The sequence below is a fragment of the Paenibacillus silviterrae genome (genome assembly GCF_030167925.1).
Taxonomy (GTDB): domain Bacteria; phylum Bacillota; class Bacilli; order Paenibacillales; family NBRC-103111; genus Paenibacillus_G; species Paenibacillus_G silviterrae.
Genome location: NZ_JASKUT010000001.1, coordinates 1,198,382 through 1,214,692 on the forward strand (window position 1 = coordinate 1,198,382; position 16,311 = coordinate 1,214,692).

The 16,311-nt window shown below is 49.7% G+C and carries 19 protein-coding genes; all 19 read left to right on the forward strand.

The annotated features are described in order from the left end of the window. Nucleotides 1-42 precede the first annotated feature (42 nt). The 19 genes from QMO62_RS05180 (at nucleotide 43) to rseP (ending at nucleotide 16,284) form a co-directional block, all read left to right on the forward strand. On the forward strand, nucleotides 43-1,140 hold the full coding sequence (locus tag QMO62_RS05180) for a protein-glutamate methylesterase/protein-glutamine glutaminase (RefSeq protein WP_284639078.1): 1,098 nt from the start codon (nucleotides 43-45) through the stop codon (nucleotides 1,138-1,140). 50 nt (nucleotides 1,141-1,190) lie between these two features. Beyond that, entirely contained in the window at nucleotides 1,191-3,239 is a 2,049-nt protein-coding gene (locus QMO62_RS05185; protein WP_284639080.1) for a chemotaxis protein CheA, read from the forward strand. A 47-nt stretch (nucleotides 3,240-3,286) separates the two neighbouring features. Beyond that, nucleotides 3,287-3,748: a chemotaxis protein CheW gene (locus tag QMO62_RS05190; RefSeq protein ID WP_284639081.1), complete on the forward strand. Its 462-nt coding sequence runs from the start codon at nucleotides 3,287-3,289 to the stop codon at nucleotides 3,746-3,748. A 39-nt stretch (nucleotides 3,749-3,787) separates the two neighbouring features. Beyond that, nucleotides 3,788-4,375 (forward strand): chemotaxis protein CheC, encoded by a 588-nt coding sequence (locus QMO62_RS05195; RefSeq protein WP_372516707.1) that lies wholly within the window; start codon nucleotides 3,788-3,790, stop codon nucleotides 4,373-4,375. Further along, a complete protein-coding gene (locus QMO62_RS05200) occupies nucleotides 4,372-4,863 on the forward strand; it encodes a chemotaxis protein CheD (protein WP_284639083.1) in 492 nt (163 codons plus the stop codon). The genes QMO62_RS05195 and QMO62_RS05200 overlap by 4 nt, the downstream gene beginning before the upstream one ends. Before the next feature lie 3 nt (nucleotides 4,864-4,866). Beyond that, nucleotides 4,867-5,286, forward strand: a complete 420-nt coding sequence (locus tag QMO62_RS05205; protein WP_284639084.1) for a hypothetical protein — start codon at nucleotides 4,867-4,869, stop codon at nucleotides 5,284-5,286. An 18-nt stretch (nucleotides 5,287-5,304) separates the two neighbouring features. Beyond that, nucleotides 5,305-6,087 (forward strand): FliA/WhiG family RNA polymerase sigma factor, encoded by a 783-nt coding sequence (locus tag QMO62_RS05210; RefSeq protein WP_284639086.1) that lies wholly within the window; start codon nucleotides 5,305-5,307, stop codon nucleotides 6,085-6,087. 28 nt (nucleotides 6,088-6,115) lie between these two features. Continuing rightward, nucleotides 6,116-7,525, forward strand: coding sequence for a flagellar assembly protein A (locus QMO62_RS05215; protein ID WP_284639087.1), 1,410 nt, complete (start codon nucleotides 6,116-6,118; stop codon nucleotides 7,523-7,525). Nucleotides 7,526-7,559: 34 nt separating this feature from the next. Next, entirely contained in the window at nucleotides 7,560-7,886 is a 327-nt protein-coding gene (locus QMO62_RS05220) for a hypothetical protein (protein ID WP_284639089.1), read from the forward strand. 24 nt (nucleotides 7,887-7,910) lie between these two features. After that, on the forward strand, nucleotides 7,911-8,504 hold the full coding sequence (locus tag QMO62_RS05225) for a hypothetical protein (protein ID WP_284639091.1): 594 nt from the start codon (nucleotides 7,911-7,913) through the stop codon (nucleotides 8,502-8,504). Then, nucleotides 8,497-9,006, forward strand: a complete 510-nt coding sequence (locus QMO62_RS05230; protein WP_284639092.1) for a hypothetical protein — start codon at nucleotides 8,497-8,499, stop codon at nucleotides 9,004-9,006. The genes QMO62_RS05225 and QMO62_RS05230 overlap by 8 nt, the downstream gene beginning before the upstream one ends. A gap of 217 nt (nucleotides 9,007-9,223) precedes the next feature. Next, complete coding sequence (gene rpsB / locus QMO62_RS05235; RefSeq protein ID WP_284639094.1) at nucleotides 9,224-9,922, forward strand: 30S ribosomal protein S2; 699 nt, start codon at nucleotides 9,224-9,226, stop codon at nucleotides 9,920-9,922. 102 nt (nucleotides 9,923-10,024) lie between these two features. Then, nucleotides 10,025-10,675, forward strand: a complete 651-nt coding sequence (tsf, locus tag QMO62_RS05240; RefSeq protein ID WP_284639095.1) for a translation elongation factor Ts — start codon at nucleotides 10,025-10,027, stop codon at nucleotides 10,673-10,675. A gap of 86 nt (nucleotides 10,676-10,761) precedes the next feature. Next, nucleotides 10,762-11,487, forward strand: a complete 726-nt coding sequence (gene pyrH / locus QMO62_RS05245) for a UMP kinase (RefSeq protein WP_284639096.1) — start codon at nucleotides 10,762-10,764, stop codon at nucleotides 11,485-11,487. A gap of 3 nt (nucleotides 11,488-11,490) precedes the next feature. After that, nucleotides 11,491-12,045 carry a ribosome recycling factor gene (gene frr / locus QMO62_RS05250; RefSeq protein WP_284639097.1) on the forward strand — a complete coding sequence of 185 codons (555 nt, stop codon included), beginning with the start codon at nucleotides 11,491-11,493 and terminating at the stop codon, nucleotides 12,043-12,045. Between the two features lie 59 nt (nucleotides 12,046-12,104). Next, on the forward strand, nucleotides 12,105-12,872 hold the full coding sequence (gene uppS / locus QMO62_RS05255; protein WP_284639098.1) for an undecaprenyl pyrophosphate synthase: 768 nt from the start codon (nucleotides 12,105-12,107) through the stop codon (nucleotides 12,870-12,872). Between the two features lie 20 nt (nucleotides 12,873-12,892). Continuing rightward, nucleotides 12,893-13,693 carry a phosphatidate cytidylyltransferase gene (locus QMO62_RS05260; RefSeq protein WP_284639099.1) on the forward strand — a complete coding sequence of 267 codons (801 nt, stop codon included), beginning with the start codon at nucleotides 12,893-12,895 and terminating at the stop codon, nucleotides 13,691-13,693. A 22-nt stretch (nucleotides 13,694-13,715) separates the two neighbouring features. After that, a complete protein-coding gene (locus QMO62_RS05265) occupies nucleotides 13,716-14,858 on the forward strand; it encodes a 1-deoxy-D-xylulose-5-phosphate reductoisomerase (RefSeq protein WP_284639101.1) in 1,143 nt (380 codons plus the stop codon). A 166-nt stretch (nucleotides 14,859-15,024) separates the two neighbouring features. Next, nucleotides 15,025-16,284, forward strand: coding sequence for an RIP metalloprotease RseP (rseP, locus tag QMO62_RS05270; protein WP_284639102.1), 1,260 nt, complete (start codon nucleotides 15,025-15,027; stop codon nucleotides 16,282-16,284). Nucleotides 16,285-16,311 lie beyond the last annotated feature (27 nt).

A 16,311-nucleotide genomic window follows, 5' to 3' on the forward strand; every position in this document is an offset into this window, starting at 1 on the left:
AACCAGCAAGTGGCTTATAACAACCAAAGAGGGGGGACCTGAATGCCGGCATATGACGTACTGGTCGTTGATGATTCGGTTTTTATGCGGAAAATGATTTCCGACTTTATTACAAGTGATCCTGAGTTTCGTGTAGTGGCAACCGCAAAGAACGGTAAGGAAGCGGTAGAGCTCATTAAGAAGCACCGACCGCGCGCCGTCACAATGGACATTGAAATGCCCGAAATGAACGGGTTGGAGGCGCTTCGAATCGTTATGCGGGAGCAGCCCACACCGGTGATTATGCTCAGCAGCTTAACGCAGGAAGGCGCCGCCGAAACGATTAAAGCATTGGAGTGGGGAGCCTTTGATTTTGTAGGCAAGCCTTCCGGATCCATTTCGCTTGATCTTCACAAAGTTAAGGATTTGCTACTTGAAAAACTGAGAGCAGCCGTCAAATCCAATGTAAAAAAATTTGCCGATCCTGTTTTTCCATTAAGCCTCAAGAACAAGCTGACAACGCCGACGTTAGCAAAACAGACTGTGAATCAGCACGGAACGGCGAGTAATGATCTGACGCGATTCGAGCATTTGGTCGCGATCGGCACCTCTACCGGGGGGCCGAGAGCGCTCCATAAGGTGCTGTCGGAGCTGCCAAGCGGATTTCCTGCTCCTATCGTCATTGTACAGCACATGCCTCCTGGATTTACAAAGTCACTGGCTCAACGTCTTGATTCCGTTTCTCAGATCAGAGTGGTGGAGGCGGAGGAGGGAATGAGGCTGGAGAGCAGCACGGCTTATGTGGCGCCCGGCGGCTATCACCTTACGGTGGCACGCAGCGGACCGCAGTACAAGATTCATTTATCGCATGAACAGCCCCGCGGCGGACATCGCCCTTCCGTTGATGTCATGTTCGAGTCGCTGCTACCGTTAAAGGAGTTAAAAAGACACATTGTCATTATGACCGGCATGGGATCGGACGGTGCCAAAGGGATGCTCGCATTAAAACAATCGGGAGCCTTGACCACAATTGCCGAGTCCGAAGAAACCTGCATTGTATACGGCATGCCGAGGGCGGCAGTCGAACTACAGTGCGTAACGGACATAGTGCCCCAGCAAAGTATTGCACGAAAGCTTGCAACAGCTGTATTCCAATCGTAGGAAATACTTCTGGGATACATATACGGACGTAAATTGATGGAGGTGTGGTTATGGAAATGAATCAGTATCTCTCGATGTTTATTGATGAATCAAGAGAGCATCTACAGGCGATAAACGATAACTTACTCAGCTTGGAAACAAATTCCGAAGATGTCAGCATCGTACACAATATTTTCCGTTCTGCACATACGTTGAAGGGAATGTCCGCCACGATGGGCTTTGAGGACATTGCCTCCTTAACGCATGAGATGGAAAACGTATTGGATTTGGTCCGAAACCTGAAGCTGAAAATGGATGCATTTATTTTCGATTGCATCTTCAAGAGCTTGGATTCCTTGGAAACCATGGTGGAGGATATTATCCAAGGCGGCACAGGAAAAGCGGACGTGACGGGTATCGTCGCTGCCCTGAAGTCAATCGTAACCGGCGACTACTTAAAAGGGGGCGGGGCACCCGCTGCAGCACCAGCCGCTTCAAATTCTGCTGCGTCGGCAGCCGCTGAGCTTGATGAATTCCAGCATTCGATCATTCAGCAATCGATAGAAGCAGGAATTCCCGTATTTCAAATTAAGGTAGCCGTGCGTGAGGATTGCGTACTGAAGGCAGCACGTGCTTATATGGTATTTAACGTGCTTGAGCAAAACGGAGAAGTCATCAAATCCAATCCTTCCGTAGAAGATATTGAGCAGGAACGTTTTGACCGCTCCTTCTCCGTATTTTACATTTCGCAAATCGGTCAGGAAGATCTCCACAAGCAGTTAAGCAGTGTATCGGAGATCGAGAAGGTTGATGTCATAGTGCTCGATCAGGTTAAGCTGGAAGAGCTGATGAATCCTCCTGTACCTGAACCGGCTGCAGCGGCAACGACTGCTCCTGTCGCAGGAGCACCGGCTGACCAGAAGGCTGAGCCGGCCAAGAAGCCGGCGGCGCAAGGGAATGCCCCGGTAGCCAATCGGACCATTCGCGTCGATATCGAGCGCTTGGACACTTTAATGAACCTGTTCAGCGAGCTGTTGATCGACCGGGTTCGACTAGAGCAATTGGCAAGTGAAATCAAGAAAAATGATCTGACCGAAACGGTTGAGCACATGGCGCGAGTGAGCAGCGACCTTCAGAATCTTGTATTGAAGCTTCGCATGGTTCCAGTCGACACCGTATTCAACCGTTTCCCAAGGATGATTCGAGATGTAGCGAAATCACTGGACAAGAAAGTGGATTTGGTGATTACAGGTGCCGACACCGAATTGGACCGCACGGTCGTTGATGAAATCGGAGATCCTCTCGTACATCTTCTGCGTAATGCCGTTGACCATGGACTTGAGCCGACGGCCGATCGGATTAGTGCCGGAAAGCCGGAGGTAGGAACAATCTACCTGAGAGCGTATCACAGCGGCAACCACGTATTCATCGAAGTAGAGGAAGACGGCCGCGGCGTCAACCGCGACAAGGTGCTGGCCGGTGCCATTAAGAAAGGTGTTGTCACACAAGAGCAAGCAGCGCGGATGACAGACGAGGAAGTGTATATGCTGCTCTTTGCTTCGGGTTTTAGTACCGCTGATAAAATTTCGGATATTTCCGGTCGCGGCGTAGGACTTGATGTCGTGAAGACGAAGATTGAGAGCTTGGGCGGAGCCATTCATGTATCGTCCAAACTTGGTTTCGGCAGTAAATTCTCCGTTCAGCTACCGCTGACGTTGTCCATTATCGCGGCCATGCTGATTCGAGTCGGAGGAGAGAAATACGCGATTCCATTATCCTCGATTGTGGAAACGGCAGCGATCAAGAAAGAGCAAATCCGTTACGTTCACGGCATTCGCATGATTGACTACCGTAAGAGCGTGATCCCCTTAGTGCCGCTTGCACAGTTGTTCGAAGTACCAGGAGCGATGGAGGAATTGTCCGACGAGACGCAAATCGTCGTGATCCGTAAGGGCGAGAAGATGGCAGCGCTCATTGTAGACGAGTTCATCGGTCAACAGGAAATCGTCCTCAAATCGCTCGGCAAGTATTTGACCAACTTATTCGCCGTATCCGGGGCAACGATTCTCGGGGACGGGCAAGTGGCATTAATCATCGACACGAACGCCTTAATTAAGTGATAAAGCCGACGTTCTCTGAAGAACGATACCTTAAGGAGGTCACGAGCATGGGACAGGAAATCAAAGTCATAGTTTTTGCTTTAGCACATGAGGAATACGGCGTAGAGGTGGAAAAGGTTAAAACCATTGAGCGTATGCAGCCGATGACGCGTGTTCCGAAGACACCTGATTTCGTCAAAGGCGTTATCAATTTACGGGGTGTGGTCACTCCCGTCATCGATCTTCGCGGACGCTTCGGCTTCCCGGAAGGCGAATACACGGATAACACACGGATCATTATCGTTTCCGTCGGTGACATTGAGGTGGGCTTAATCGTAGATTCGGCTAATGACGTTATTGATGTAGACTCCGACCATATCGACGATCCGCCGGAAATTGTCGGCGGCATCAAAGCCAAATACCTGCAAGGCATCGCCAAGGTAGGCGACAATCGATTGCTCATTCTTCTGAATTTGTCCGAAGTGTTGAACAAGAGCGAAATCGTCCAATTAGAAGCGATCGAGGAGTAATCTGCCGTGGAAGCCTTTAACCAATTTGCCGAATTTCAAATGGATGTGCTGAAGGAAGTCGGCAACATCGGTGCCGGTCATGCAGCAACGGCCTTATCCAAGCTGCTTGACAAGCCTGTCGATATGCAGGTTCCTAAAGTGCGCATGGTTCCCTTCGAGGAAATTGCAGATAGCGTTGGCGGTGCAGAGCAAGTCGTAATCGCTATCTTCCTGCGGGTGGAAGGGGAGACCCCGGGAAATCTGTTTTTTATCCTTACACTGGAATCTTCCAAAAAACTGCTGCGGAACTTAGTAGGAATTGAAGTAGTCCATGACGAAGAATATACGGAGATGGAGCTGTCCGCGCTAAGCGAGATCGGAAATATTTTAGCGGGCTCCTATCTTACGTCGCTTGCGGATTTCACGAATCTGAACATGTCACCGACCGTACCGGCCTTAGCCATTGATATGGCCGGTGCGATCTTAAGCTACGGTCTCCTCCAATTCGGTCAAATGGGAGATCAGGCCTTGTTGATAGACACGAAGTTTTTAGATGGACTAGATCAGGTCGAGGGTCACTTTTTCCTCATTCCCGACCCGGAATCGTTCGATAAGATTTTCGTCGCTCTGGGAGTGCAAACTCCATGATACAAGACAATCTCATCAAGGTAGGGATGGCTGACCTGAATGTGACGCATTTGACCGGGGTGCTGAAAACAACAGGTTTGGGTTCTTGTGTCGGTCTTACACTATATGATGCAAGGACAAGAATTGCCGGGATGGCCCATGTTATGCTGCCAAGCTCGGAAATTGCGAAGGAAGGCAAGCTGAATATAGCGAAATATGCGGATACGGCGATACCGGAAATGATCAAGCGGATGCAAGCTCTCGGTGCACAAGTGAGCAGAATGCAGGCGAAAATGGCGGGCGGAGCACAAATGTTCGCCTTTGGGAGTTCGGATACGATGCGCATTGGGCCGAGGAATGTGGAGTCCTGTAAAGAATTGCTTTTAAGCTACAAAATTCCTATCTTAGCGGAAGATACGGGTGGTAATTATGGTAGAACTATTGAATTCGATTGTGAAACCGGCATCCTTGTCATTCGCAGCGTGCAGCAGGGAGTCAAGGAACTGTAAGCCATGATTGGATCAATTCGGATTAACTTTATCGTCGGCGCCGTCGCTTTCTTTCTCACCTTTTTGCTTTCCATGACCAGCAATGTTTGGACGACCACTTTGCTGCGCAGCGTATACAGTTTCATCATCGTATTTCTGATTGTATTCTTGTGCCGTTACGTGCTTGGTACGGTTGCCGGAATGGGCCATCTCCCTGCAGGGGCCGAGGAGCAGCCGGATGAGCAGCACAAGGGCAAGGCTTTCGATGCGGTGACGCCACCGGACGAAGACGAGGTGCTGCATCAGATGCTGCGGGACCAAGCCTCCCCAAAAGACCAGGAGGAAAGTGTATTTACACCTTTGAATCCTCCCAAGCTTTCTACGAAGACCAATATGGAACCTGAAGAGTTGGCGCAGGCTCTGCGTCGCATGTCAGAAGAGTAAGGGTGGTGATGAGGGATCATGATGGGGCAGAAATCGCATTTAGCTAACATCGATATGTGGAAACGATGGAGAGAAGAAGGCATCCTTGAAGCGAAGCAAGCCTTGATTGAGAGTTATTTACCGCTTGTTGATTACGTCTCCGGCCGTCTTTCCATAGGTCTACCCAAGAACGTGTCTAAGGACGATTTATCCAGCTTCGGAATCATGGGACTGATTGACGCCATTGAAAAATTCGATTATGAACGCGGTTTGCAGTTTGAGACCTATGCTTCCTGGCGCATTCGCGGTGCCATTATCGACGGCCTGCGCCAGGGTGATTGGGTCCCCCGCTCTGTTCGCGAGAAAGCCAAAAAAGTGGAAGAAGCCTATCAGAAGCTTGAACAACAATATTTACGCTCTGTCACGGACGCGGAAGTGAGCTCTTACCTTAATATTTCAGAAACTGAATTTCAGCAGATGGTGCAAGACATCGCCATCACTACCGTTTGTTCTATTGATGATCCTATTCGCGAAGAAGATTCGGAGACTCGACTCTCGTTATTAATAGATGAAAGAGCAAAGAATCCTGAAGATAAAGTAAATGAGGTTTACTTAAAGGAAACGCTCGCCAAAGCCATTGAACGTCTTACGGAAAAGGAAAGAACTGTCGTTTCCTTATTTTATTACGAGGAGCTTTCGCTCAGTGAAATCGCGGAGGTCATGAACCTCTCTCCTTCCCGAATCTCACAATTGCATTCCAAGGCGATTCTACGATTAAGAGGTGTATTAAGCCGGTACAAAACGCAATTATTCCAAGAGTAGCTGACCTAAAGCGGATAGGGGGTAGCATATGAGTGAACATACGATGCCGTTAACATATTATATGGATATCGTTCTCTCGGAAGACAAGCTGAGCGCATACCTGCAGTTTACGAATGTCGATGACAACTTTAGGATATCCAAAGAACAACTGGATGAGTTTATCAAAAGCCATCATCTCGTTCATGGTGTAGATTACGTCAAGCTTGAGGCCATAGCCAAGGATCCGAAGGCTTACTTTTTGACCAAGACATTAATTGCTTCCGGAGATGAGCCAAAGAACGGGCAGGATGGTTATGTGAAATATTTGTACGATCTCGACGATCAGACCAAGCGCCCGACAGAACTTGAAGACGGCACGGTAGATTATAAAGAAGTTACGACGATTCACAATGTTCGCAAAGGCCAGCTTATCGGACAACGGGTCCTTGCAACGCAAGGAGTAGCGGGCAAGGCGGTTACCGGGGAGACGGTGTTTGCTAAGGATGGCAAGGAAGCACGTTTCAAGCTTGGCAAAAATGTCGTGATCGATGTGGAGCAAATTTCGTTATATGCCGCCATTGACGGCATGGTCACCAAAACGGAGCGCGATAAGATCAATGTCTTCCCGATTTTCGAAGTGAACGGGGATGTCGATTATAATATCGGGAATATTGATTTTGTCGGGACGGTCGTCATTCGCGGCAGCGTGCTTACCGGATTCCGAGTGAAAGCATCTGGAGATATTCGGATTACCGGCAGTATTGACGGGGCTGATTTGGAGGCGGGAGGCTCGATAGAGATTACGGCAGGCATTCTGGGGCATAACAAATCTGTCATTCGTGCCGGTAAGCGGGTCAAGAGCTCTTTTATCCAGGATGCCACCGTAGAAGCAGGGGAAGAGGTGCTCGTTTCCCAGAGCATTATGCACTCTACGATTCGTGCCGGTAAACAAGTGATTTGCAAAGGGACGAAAGGCCTTATTGTAGGGGGAACGATACAAGCGGGCGAGTTTGTACAGGGGAGAACGATCGGGAATACGATGTCCACGATCACCGTGATCGAAGTAGGCGTTTTGCCAGAGCTGCGCAACGAGCTGCTTCAGCTTCGTTCCCATGTAAAAGCGGTGAATGAGAGCCTGGATAAAACGGAGAAGGCATTGACCCTGCTGGACCAATTGGCCGCAGCAGGACAGCTGGGACCGGATAAGGTAGGCATGAGGATTAAGCTGAACCACACCAAGAAGCAGGCGATGGAGGATTTGCTTACTTCGAAGGAACGAATGCTGGAGATAGAGAAATCGCTGGAGGATTCCGAAAACGCGAAGGTTGAGGTTTTATCTGTTGTCTATGGCGGTACTAAGCTCGTCATCGGACGTTATACCAAATTTATTAAGGATCCTACCTCGCGCATGAAGTTTCAGCTTTCCGACGGAGATATTGCGATGCTTCCGCTAGTATAATCCATTCAGATTATTGCGAGAGGTGAGTGTTCGGATGAACATGAAACCGGTCGAGATGCAGTTTGCGCTGCATAAGAACGACGAGGTCGGTCTCAAGCAGCATCAGCTTCAGCATAAGCCGATTCAAGACCAGGCCGTCCTGCTGGAGGCTTCGGAACGAAAAACGGAGAACGACCGCCAGATCAGCTCGAAAACGGAAGAAACCGCACACGCTTTCATACGGGATGAGTCTAAGCAATCCGGCGGACACCCGAAGGAACGAAAGCGGAAAAGGCAGGAGCCAGGCTCCAATGGGCAGCCAAGCCAGGCTCGTGCTAAGGATCATCCCTTTAAGGGCCATCACATTGATTTGTCATTGTAAATATGCTGCGGAAAAGGTGGGTACATGGATCAACCGTGGGTTTTGATTGTTCTAGTCGGTCTGGTGCTCATTGTGTATGCAAGAATGCAGCCGTCCTCCAAAAGTGATAAAGGCTCTCCGGGGGTCAATATGAAGGAGCTGGAGGAAACCATGGAGCATTTTGCCGCGGAGCTTGAAGAGCAGAATCAAGCTCTAATCGGCATGTTTGCAGAAACAAAGAAGGAGCACGCTGTTAAAACGGCTAAACTGACTGCAAGGATAGAAGCGCTTGAGAAACATAATCAACATCAGCAGCAGGAGCTGCTCAGGCTGTCGTATGCCCTGGAGCAGCAGCCTAAGCTTACAGCAGCAGTGGAGAAGGGCGCTATTTTGACCTCCGCTACCGCTCCTGTAGCTGCTCAAGTAACACAACCTATTGATGTTATTACGGAGGTTGAACAAAACCCTGTAACGCCCGAGCCTGCTACGGAGAGCATTAAGCAGCGCTACGGAGCTTTATTCGAGCTGTACGACCAAGGAAAGTCGATAGAGATGATCGCCAAGAAGCTCGGTATGAATAAAGGAGAAGTGAGCTTAATCATACAACTGGCGAAGCAGGAGGAGAGGGTCAATGCTTAAGAATCGGTCCCTGATGTATGGCCTAGGCTTCGGTTTGATCATCGGTGCCGCGCTTCTTCAGCTGATGAATGCCGCCTCTAATGGCAGGGAGAGTGCCCCTGCACCGGAGACTGCTCCTACCGCCGTCCAACAGCTGGATAAAGAGCAGCTTAAGAGCGCGGCTTCGAAACACTTTCAAGTGTTCGAGAAGGATCAGAAGGTATATACGCAGGCGGAAGCCGATAATCTTATTCAGCAAAAGGTCAATGAAGAAAAGGCGAAACAGCCGGCTCAAGCAGCCACTCCTGTCCGCGAAACCTACGTGTATATCTCCAAAGGGATGAGTGCATCTCAAGTGGCCGAGTCTCTGTATCAAAGCGGGGTCATCACGGACCGCAAATCGTTCGAGGATCAGATGATTTCGCAGCAGCTTACTGGCCGGATCGTTTCCGGCGTACATGCCTTTAAAGGGCCTGTCCCAATGGACCAGACGCAAGTAATTTCAAACATTACAACGCCGTAATCGGCTCCCGAAATGGGGGCCGATTTTTCACTTCTCCGTTCTAAACGGACAAGGTGTTGCATACGAAATTCAGTTGTGGTATAGTAATTGACGGTGTTGAAAACACACGCATGTCAATCCTGGCGAGGGTGCTTCTTCATTAGGAGAAGTTTTGCTGGGAGATGCGACTTGCGGCGGAGCAATACTACAAAAACCAATTTAGAGGAGGTGTGTGAGGATGGCAGTTATCTCCATGAAACAGCTGCTCGAGGCTGGGGTACACTTCGGTCATCAGACTCGTCGCTGGAACCCGAAAATGGATCGATACATCTTCACTGAAAGAAACGGTATTTACATTATTGACCTGCAAAAGACGGTTAAGAAAGTTGAGGAAGCTTACAACTTCGTTCGTTCTGTTGCAGAAGAGAACGGTACGATTTTGTTCGTAGGTACGAAAAAGCAAGCTCAAGATTCCGTTAAGGAAGAAGCTGAGCGTTGCGGAATGTACTTCATCAACCAGCGTTGGCTCGGCGGTACATTGACCAACTTCCAAACGATCCAAAAGCGGATCGATCGCTTGAAAACTCTTGAGAAGTGGGAAGAGGACGGCACGTTCGAACTGCTTCCTAAGAAAGAAGTTATCATCCTCCGTAAAGAAAAGGATCGCCTCGAGAAATTCTTGGGCGGCATTAAGAATATGAAGGGTCTGCCTAGCGCATTGTTCGTTATCGACCCTCGCAAAGAGCGTATCGCAGTTGCGGAAGCTCGTAAGCTCGGTATCCCAATCGTAGGTATCGTTGATACAAACTGCGATCCGGACGAAATCGACTACGTTATCCCTGGTAACGACGATGCAATCCGTGCCGTGAAGCTGCTGACAGCCAAAATTGCTGATGCAGTAGTAGAAGCTCACCAAGGCGAGCAAACAACGGCTTAATCTAGCGTCGAATGAATAAAAAGGGTGGTTTAAAGGTGCTTGCAGCCTTTCACCGCCCTTTTTTTAAAGTACATAAAATTGAGAATTTAGGAGGCCCATCAGATGGCAGTAAGTGCAGCAGCAGTAAAAGAATTGCGTGAAAAAACCGGAGCAGGTATGCTCGATTGCAAAAAGGCATTGGAAGAAGCAAACGGCGATTTGACGAAAGCTTCCGAAATCCTTCGTGAAAAAGGTCTTGCCGCGGCAGCGAAAAAGTCCGATCGTATCGCTACGGAAGGCATGATCGAATCCTACATTCATGCCGGCGGTAAAATCGGCGTTCTGGTAGAAGTAAACAGCGAAACCGACTTCGTTGCAAAGAACGAGCAGTTCCGTACGTTTGTTCGCGACGTAGCTCTTCACATCGCTGCATCGAATCCGAAATATCTTCGTCGCGACGAAGTTCCTCAAGAGGCTCTGGATAAAGAGCGCGAAATCTTGACGAACCAAGCTCTGAACGAAGGCAAGCCTGAGAAAATCGTTGAGAAGATCGTTGAAGGCCGTCTGTCGAAGTACTACGAAGAGTATTGCTTGCTGGAGCAGCCGTTCATTAAGGATCCGGACAAATCCGTTGAGGAAGTTCTTAAGGAAAAAATCGCTACGATCGGCGAAAACTTGTCCATCCGTCGTTTTGTTCGTTTCGAGCTTGGAGAAGGCCTCGAGAAGAAGCAAGAAAACTTTGCAGAAGAAGTTATGTCTCAAGTGAAGCTGTAAATCATAGATAATGACAGAAGAGGAACACTATGTGTTCCTTCTTTTGTAAGCATAAGCAGTTATGGTTTTAGAACGGAGGGGTTAGCGTGACAAGTCCTACCTATAAACGCGTCATATTAAAGTTGAGCGGTGAAGCGCTGGCAGGTCAGCAAGGCTACGGCATCGATTCAGGTATGATCAATTCAATCGCCCAACAGGTGAAAGAGGTTGTCGACCTGCAAGTTGAGGTAGCGATCGTTGTCGGCGGAGGCAACATCTGGAGAGGAATCGCAGGCAGTGCGAAGGGAATCGACCGGGCAACCGCAGACTACATGGGCATGCTGGCGACCGTGATGAATTCCCTGGCGCTTCAAGATGCGCTCGAAACCATCGGAGTTCCTACGCGCGTTCAATCCTCGATCACAATGCAGCAGGTGGCGGAGCCTTATATCCGCCGCAGAGCGATTCGCCACTTGGAAAAAGGCCGTGTCGTCATTTTTGCGGCAGGCACAGGGAATCCGTACTTCTCCACAGACACGACAGCAGCGCTTCGTGCGGCGGAGATAGAAGCGGAAGTGATCCTGATGGCTAAGAATAAAGTGGATGGCGTATATACGGCTGACCCGTTCAAGGATGCATCAGCCCAAAAATACGAAACCTTGACTTATATGGAAGTATTAAATAACAACCTTGGTGTTATGGATTCGACCGCTTCTTCGCTTTGTATGGACAATAACATCCCGTTGATTGTGTTCTCCATTACGGAGAGCGGCAATATCAAGCGTGTCGTATTGGGTGAGAAGATCGGTACGATTGTGAAAGGGAGTGTATAATCGATGCCTCAATCCATCAAAAAAAATGCAGAAGAACGTATGGACAAAGCGATTGGTTCTTTGAAAAAGGAGCTTGCTTCACTTAGAGCAGGACGTGCGACACCGGCGCTGCTGGATCGCGTGCAAGTGGAGTACTATGGAGCGATGACGCCGGTCAATCAGCTGGCGAACATCAACACTCCGGATTCCCGGACGCTCATGATTCAGCCGTGGGATAAGGGTTCTGTAGCAGCCATTGAGAAAGCGATCATGAAATCGGATCTTGGCCTCACGCCTTCGAACGACGGCAGCTCGATTCGAATCGTGATTCCAGCCTTGACGGAAGAGCGCCGTGCGGAGCTGGTGAAGATGACGAAGAAATTCGGCGAAGAAGCAAAGGTAGCTATTCGCAACATTCGCCGTGACGCCAACGATGATATCAAAAAGCTCGAAAAAACGGGGATCTCCGAAGACGAATCCCGTCGCCACCAAGAGGACATCCAGAAGTTCACGGACAAGTTCATCGGAGAAGTGGATAAGGTGCTTGCGGCAAAAGAAAAGGAAATAATGGAAGTATAACCGGTAAAGACCCCCTTAAACGAGGGGGCTTTTAGTCTTTCCTAATGGGGGACCAAGAAATGAAGCCTTTTAAGAAATGGTTTGGAGCAAAGCCGGTGGGAGAGAGCATTCAGAGCCAGCTGGATACCGACAACATTCCGAACCATGTAGCCGTCATTATGGATGGTAACGGACGTTGGGCGCAAAAGCGCGGCTTGCCCAGAGTGGCCGGACATCACTCCGGGATGAAGAATGTGAAGAGAGTGACCATGGCCGCCAGTGAAATCGGTGTTCGAGTGTTGACTTTATATGCTTTCTCGACGGAGAACTGGAAACGGCCGAAAGAGGAAGTAGACTACTTGATGAAGCTTCCGATGGAATTTTTTCCGAAGGAAATCGAGGAGCTCATTGCCAATAACGTTCAAATTCGCATGACAGGCTGGCAGGAGGGGCTCCCTGACTACACATTAAAGGCTGTGCAGGATGCCATCGACCAAACCAAAAACAACACGGGTCTTATTCTGAATTTTGCTCTGAACTACGGCAGCAGAAAAGAAATGCTCGCAGGAGTCAAGCGGATAGCTGAAGATGTGAAGCAAAATAAAGTGAAGATGGATGAGATTTCGGAAGCTCTATTCTCCGAATATTTACTGACGCACCCGCTCCCGGATCCGGATTTGTTGATTCGTACTAGCGGCGAGCTTCGCATCAGTAATTTCATGCTATGGCAGCTTGCCTATTCCGAGTTGTGGTTTACTGACCTAAGCTGGCCGGAGTTTACAGAGCAGCACTTTTACGAAGCGATTCGAGAATACCAGCGCCGCGCCAGAAGATATGGCGGTCTGTAGCAAATGATGGAGGAATCGATTTGAAGCAGCGCATCATTACCGGATTGATTGCCGGTATTGGCTTTTTCCTGTTGCTTTATGCCGGGAGCTATCCGTTTGCCGGTCTTATCATGATTTTATCCGTGATCGGCTACGATGAGTTTTTACGCATGAATGATTTGAAGAAGAATAAAGCCGTTACGTATCTCGGCTATGCCGGTGTCATTGTATTAACGTTACCATGGCAAAATACGATGCCATCCTCTTGGTTTCGTATGGATCATGTCCTTTGGCTGCTGATGTTTCTGCTGCTGGCAATCACGGTACTTTCCAAGAACAAAATCACCATTGATCACATTGCCATGATGTTCCTTGGCATGGTTTATGTGGGCATAGGCTTTCATTATATGATCGAAACGAGGCTGATGGAGGGCAGCGGGCTGTTCTGGACACTGCTGATCTTCTTGTGCATCTGGGCAAGCGATTCCGGTGCCTATTTTACCGGTACTTGGCTTGGACGAACACCGCTATGGCCGACCATCAGTCCGAAGAAATCTGTGGAGGGCTCGCTAGGAGGCGTCGCCATTGCCGTTGTCGTAGCGATCGTCTTCGCTCTCGTACGACCGGAACTGCTCTCTATAGGTCAGGCTGTATTGCTGGGAGCTGTCATAGCGATTGTAGGGCAGCTTGGGGATTTGATGCAATCCGCTTACAAGAGAGTGAAAGGAATCAAGGATACAGGCACGCTGCTGCCAGGGCATGGGGGCGTTCTGGATCGAACGGACAGCTGGATTATCGTCTTTCCCTTCGTTCATCTATTATCGCTCCTGCCGCAGCTGTAGATTAGACTAGAGGGTGAAGCTTGTGAAAAAAATCAGTATCCTGGGCTCCACCGGCTCGATCGGTACGCAAACGCTGGATGTGATTTCTCATTATCCGGAGCAATTTGAAGTTGTTGCGCTCGCGGGTGGTCATAATGTGGAGCTGCTTGCCGAGCAGGTGAAGCGTTTTCGTCCGTCTGTGGTTTCCGTAGCTACTCAAGCTGCCGCCGATCAACTGATCGGTCAGGTTCCTTCAGGAGTGAAGGTGCTTCATGGTGATGAGGGGCTGTTGGAGACGGCGGCCGGCAACGATGCGGATACCGTGGTTACAGCCGTAGTGGGAAGCCAAGGCCTGAAACCGACGCTGGCGGCGATTGAAGCCGGGAAGCAGATCGGGCTTGCGAACAAGGAAACGCTGATTACCGCAGGACATCTGGTTACAGAGGCTTGCCAGCGGCACGGTGTTCAGCTTCTGCCTATCGATAGCGAGCATTCCGCTATTTTTCAGTGCTTGAATGGGGAATCGAGAGACCGGATTCATAAAATCACTTTAACGGCTTCAGGCGGATCGTTCCGGGACCGGAAACGGGAGGAGCTGGCAGGGGTTACCGTTAAGGAAGCACTGAACCATCCGAACTGGTCGATGGGTGCGAAAATAACGATTGATTCGGCAACGATGGTGAATAAAGGCCTTGAGGTGATGGAAGCGCACTGGCTGTTCGGCTTATCCTATGATCAGATTGAAGTGCTGATCCACCCGGAGAGTATTATTCATTCGTTCGTTGAATTCGTGGACCATAGCATCATCGCGCAGTTGGGCTTGCCCGATATGCGGGTACCGATTCAATATGCTTTGACCTATCCGGATCGCATGCCCACTCCTACAGGGAGATTAAGGCTGGCCGAGGTAGGCAAGCTGCAATTTCGGGATATGGATTTCGAGCGATATCCGTGCATGCGGATGGCCTTCGAGAGCGGCAGGGCCGGCGGCTCGGTGCCGACGGTATTTAATGCCGCTAATGAAATCGCCGTAGCCCGCTTTCTGCAAGGAGACGTTTCTTTCCTGCAAATCGAGGACATCATTGAAACGGTGCTATCGAAGCACCAAAGAGTGGCGACACCGACGCTCGAGGAAATCACGGAGATCGACGCGTGGGCTAGAAGGACGGCCGGTGCGTCCGTATAAAATTCTCCTCCTTCCCATTCTTCACGAACGGAATGTTTTCAGCAGCACGATAATATGTTCATAGCATGGCTTAGCTTGTATTCCTACGGGCAATAATGTTAATCTTATTACAAGTATATGCCTTTCCATGACTGACCATATATCGCTTAAGGAGGCTGCTAACCGGTTGGCTACTTTTCAGAATGTTTTCCAAATTGTACTGATGTTTTTCGTTCTCGTGACGATTCATGAATGGGGACACTATTACTTTGCCAAGCGGGCAGGCATTCTCGTTCGAGAGTTCGCGATCGGCTTCGGACCGAAGCTGCTCTCCTTTAAGAAAGGCGAAACCCGCTACACGCTTCGTTTGCTTCCGATCGGCGGCTTCGTCCGGATGGCCGGTGAAGATCCCGAGATTGTGCAGATCAATCCGGGCCAACGGATTGCCGTCGCACTGCAGGGCAACAAGGTAACCCATATTTACTTGAATGAATTCGAGAAGCGTTCGGATACGATCATCGGTTTAGTGGAGCAAATCGATCTGGAGCACGATCTTTTCGTTCGTTTGGACCTGGACGGTGACGTTCAGCGTTACCCGATTCATCCGCAAGCGATGATGGTAAGCAAGGATCGTCAGACGCAGATTGCTCCATGGAACCGTCAGTTCGGCAGCAAGAAGGTCAGCCAGCGTGCAATGGCCATCTTCGCAGGACCGCTGATGAATTTCATCCTAGCTTTCATCTTATTCGTAACTGTTGTTTTTCTGGCTGGTGTGCCGGATAAAGTGCAGGTTCAGGAGGTTTCCCAGAACTCAGCTGCCGTTAAAGCGGGGCTGCAGAAGGGAGATATCATTCTTAGCGTCAACGGAGAGCAGATCGGTGCCGATCGCAATAAGCTGACCAATCTCATTCGGAGCTCTTTGAACCAACCGATGGTATGGATTATTGAGCGGAATCAGGAGCAGCTCCGCAAGGAGGTAACTCCTATGGATAAGGGAGACGGCAGCGGTCTGGTAGGAGTAACGCTGATGGCGCTCACGCGGCCTGCTACGGTAACGGAAGGCTTTGCTAACGGCTGGTCGACGCTAAGCGGAGCCAGCATTTCGATTCTGGACAGCTTCGGCAAGCTGGTGACGCTTCAGTTCAAGATGGATGATCTTGGCGGTCCAGTGCGGATTGTGGAGTTTACGAGCGAGCAAGTGAAGGCGGGATTGCCTTATTACATCAATTGGGCTGCCCTGATGAGCTTGTACTTAGGCATCTTCAATCTGCTTCCTTTCCCGGCATTAGACGGCAGCCGTCTGGTGTTCCTGCTCTTTGAAGCGGTACGCGGGAAGCCGGTGGATCCGAATCGCGAGAGCATGGTGCATTTCGTCGGCTTTGCGATGCTGATGCTGCTGATGATCGCCGTAACTTATAACGATATATTGCGTTTGATTAAGGGATAAATCGATCCATTGGATGTAGTCGTAGGG

Excerpts from the sequence above, each read along its gene's own strand:
- QMO62_RS05180 (WP_284639078.1), top strand. The coding sequence starts at position 43 with ATGCCGGCATATGACGTACTGGTCGTTGATGATTCGGTTTTTATGCGG.
- QMO62_RS05185 (WP_284639080.1), top strand. The coding sequence starts at position 1,191 with ATGGAAATGAATCAGTATCTCTCGATGTTTATTGATGAATCAAGAGAG.
- QMO62_RS05190 (WP_284639081.1), top strand. The coding sequence starts at position 3,287 with ATGGGACAGGAAATCAAAGTCATAGTTTTTGCTTTAGCACATGAGGAA.
- QMO62_RS05195 (WP_372516707.1), top strand. The coding sequence starts at position 3,788 with ATGGATGTGCTGAAGGAAGTCGGCAACATCGGTGCCGGTCATGCAGCA.
- QMO62_RS05200 (WP_284639083.1), top strand. The coding sequence starts at position 4,372 with ATGATACAAGACAATCTCATCAAGGTAGGGATGGCTGACCTGAATGTG.
- QMO62_RS05205 (WP_284639084.1), top strand. The coding sequence starts at position 4,867 with ATGATTGGATCAATTCGGATTAACTTTATCGTCGGCGCCGTCGCTTTC.
- QMO62_RS05210 (WP_284639086.1), top strand. The coding sequence starts at position 5,305 with ATGATGGGGCAGAAATCGCATTTAGCTAACATCGATATGTGGAAACGA.
- QMO62_RS05215 (WP_284639087.1), top strand. The coding sequence starts at position 6,116 with ATGAGTGAACATACGATGCCGTTAACATATTATATGGATATCGTTCTC.
- QMO62_RS05220 (WP_284639089.1), top strand. The coding sequence starts at position 7,560 with ATGAACATGAAACCGGTCGAGATGCAGTTTGCGCTGCATAAGAACGAC.
- QMO62_RS05225 (WP_284639091.1), top strand. The coding sequence starts at position 7,911 with ATGGATCAACCGTGGGTTTTGATTGTTCTAGTCGGTCTGGTGCTCATT.
- QMO62_RS05230 (WP_284639092.1), top strand. The coding sequence starts at position 8,497 with ATGCTTAAGAATCGGTCCCTGATGTATGGCCTAGGCTTCGGTTTGATC.
- rpsB (WP_284639094.1), top strand. The coding sequence starts at position 9,224 with ATGGCAGTTATCTCCATGAAACAGCTGCTCGAGGCTGGGGTACACTTC.
- tsf (WP_284639095.1), top strand. The coding sequence starts at position 10,025 with ATGGCAGTAAGTGCAGCAGCAGTAAAAGAATTGCGTGAAAAAACCGGA.
- frr (WP_284639097.1), top strand. The coding sequence starts at position 11,491 with ATGCCTCAATCCATCAAAAAAAATGCAGAAGAACGTATGGACAAAGCG.
- uppS (WP_284639098.1), top strand. The coding sequence starts at position 12,105 with ATGAAGCCTTTTAAGAAATGGTTTGGAGCAAAGCCGGTGGGAGAGAGC.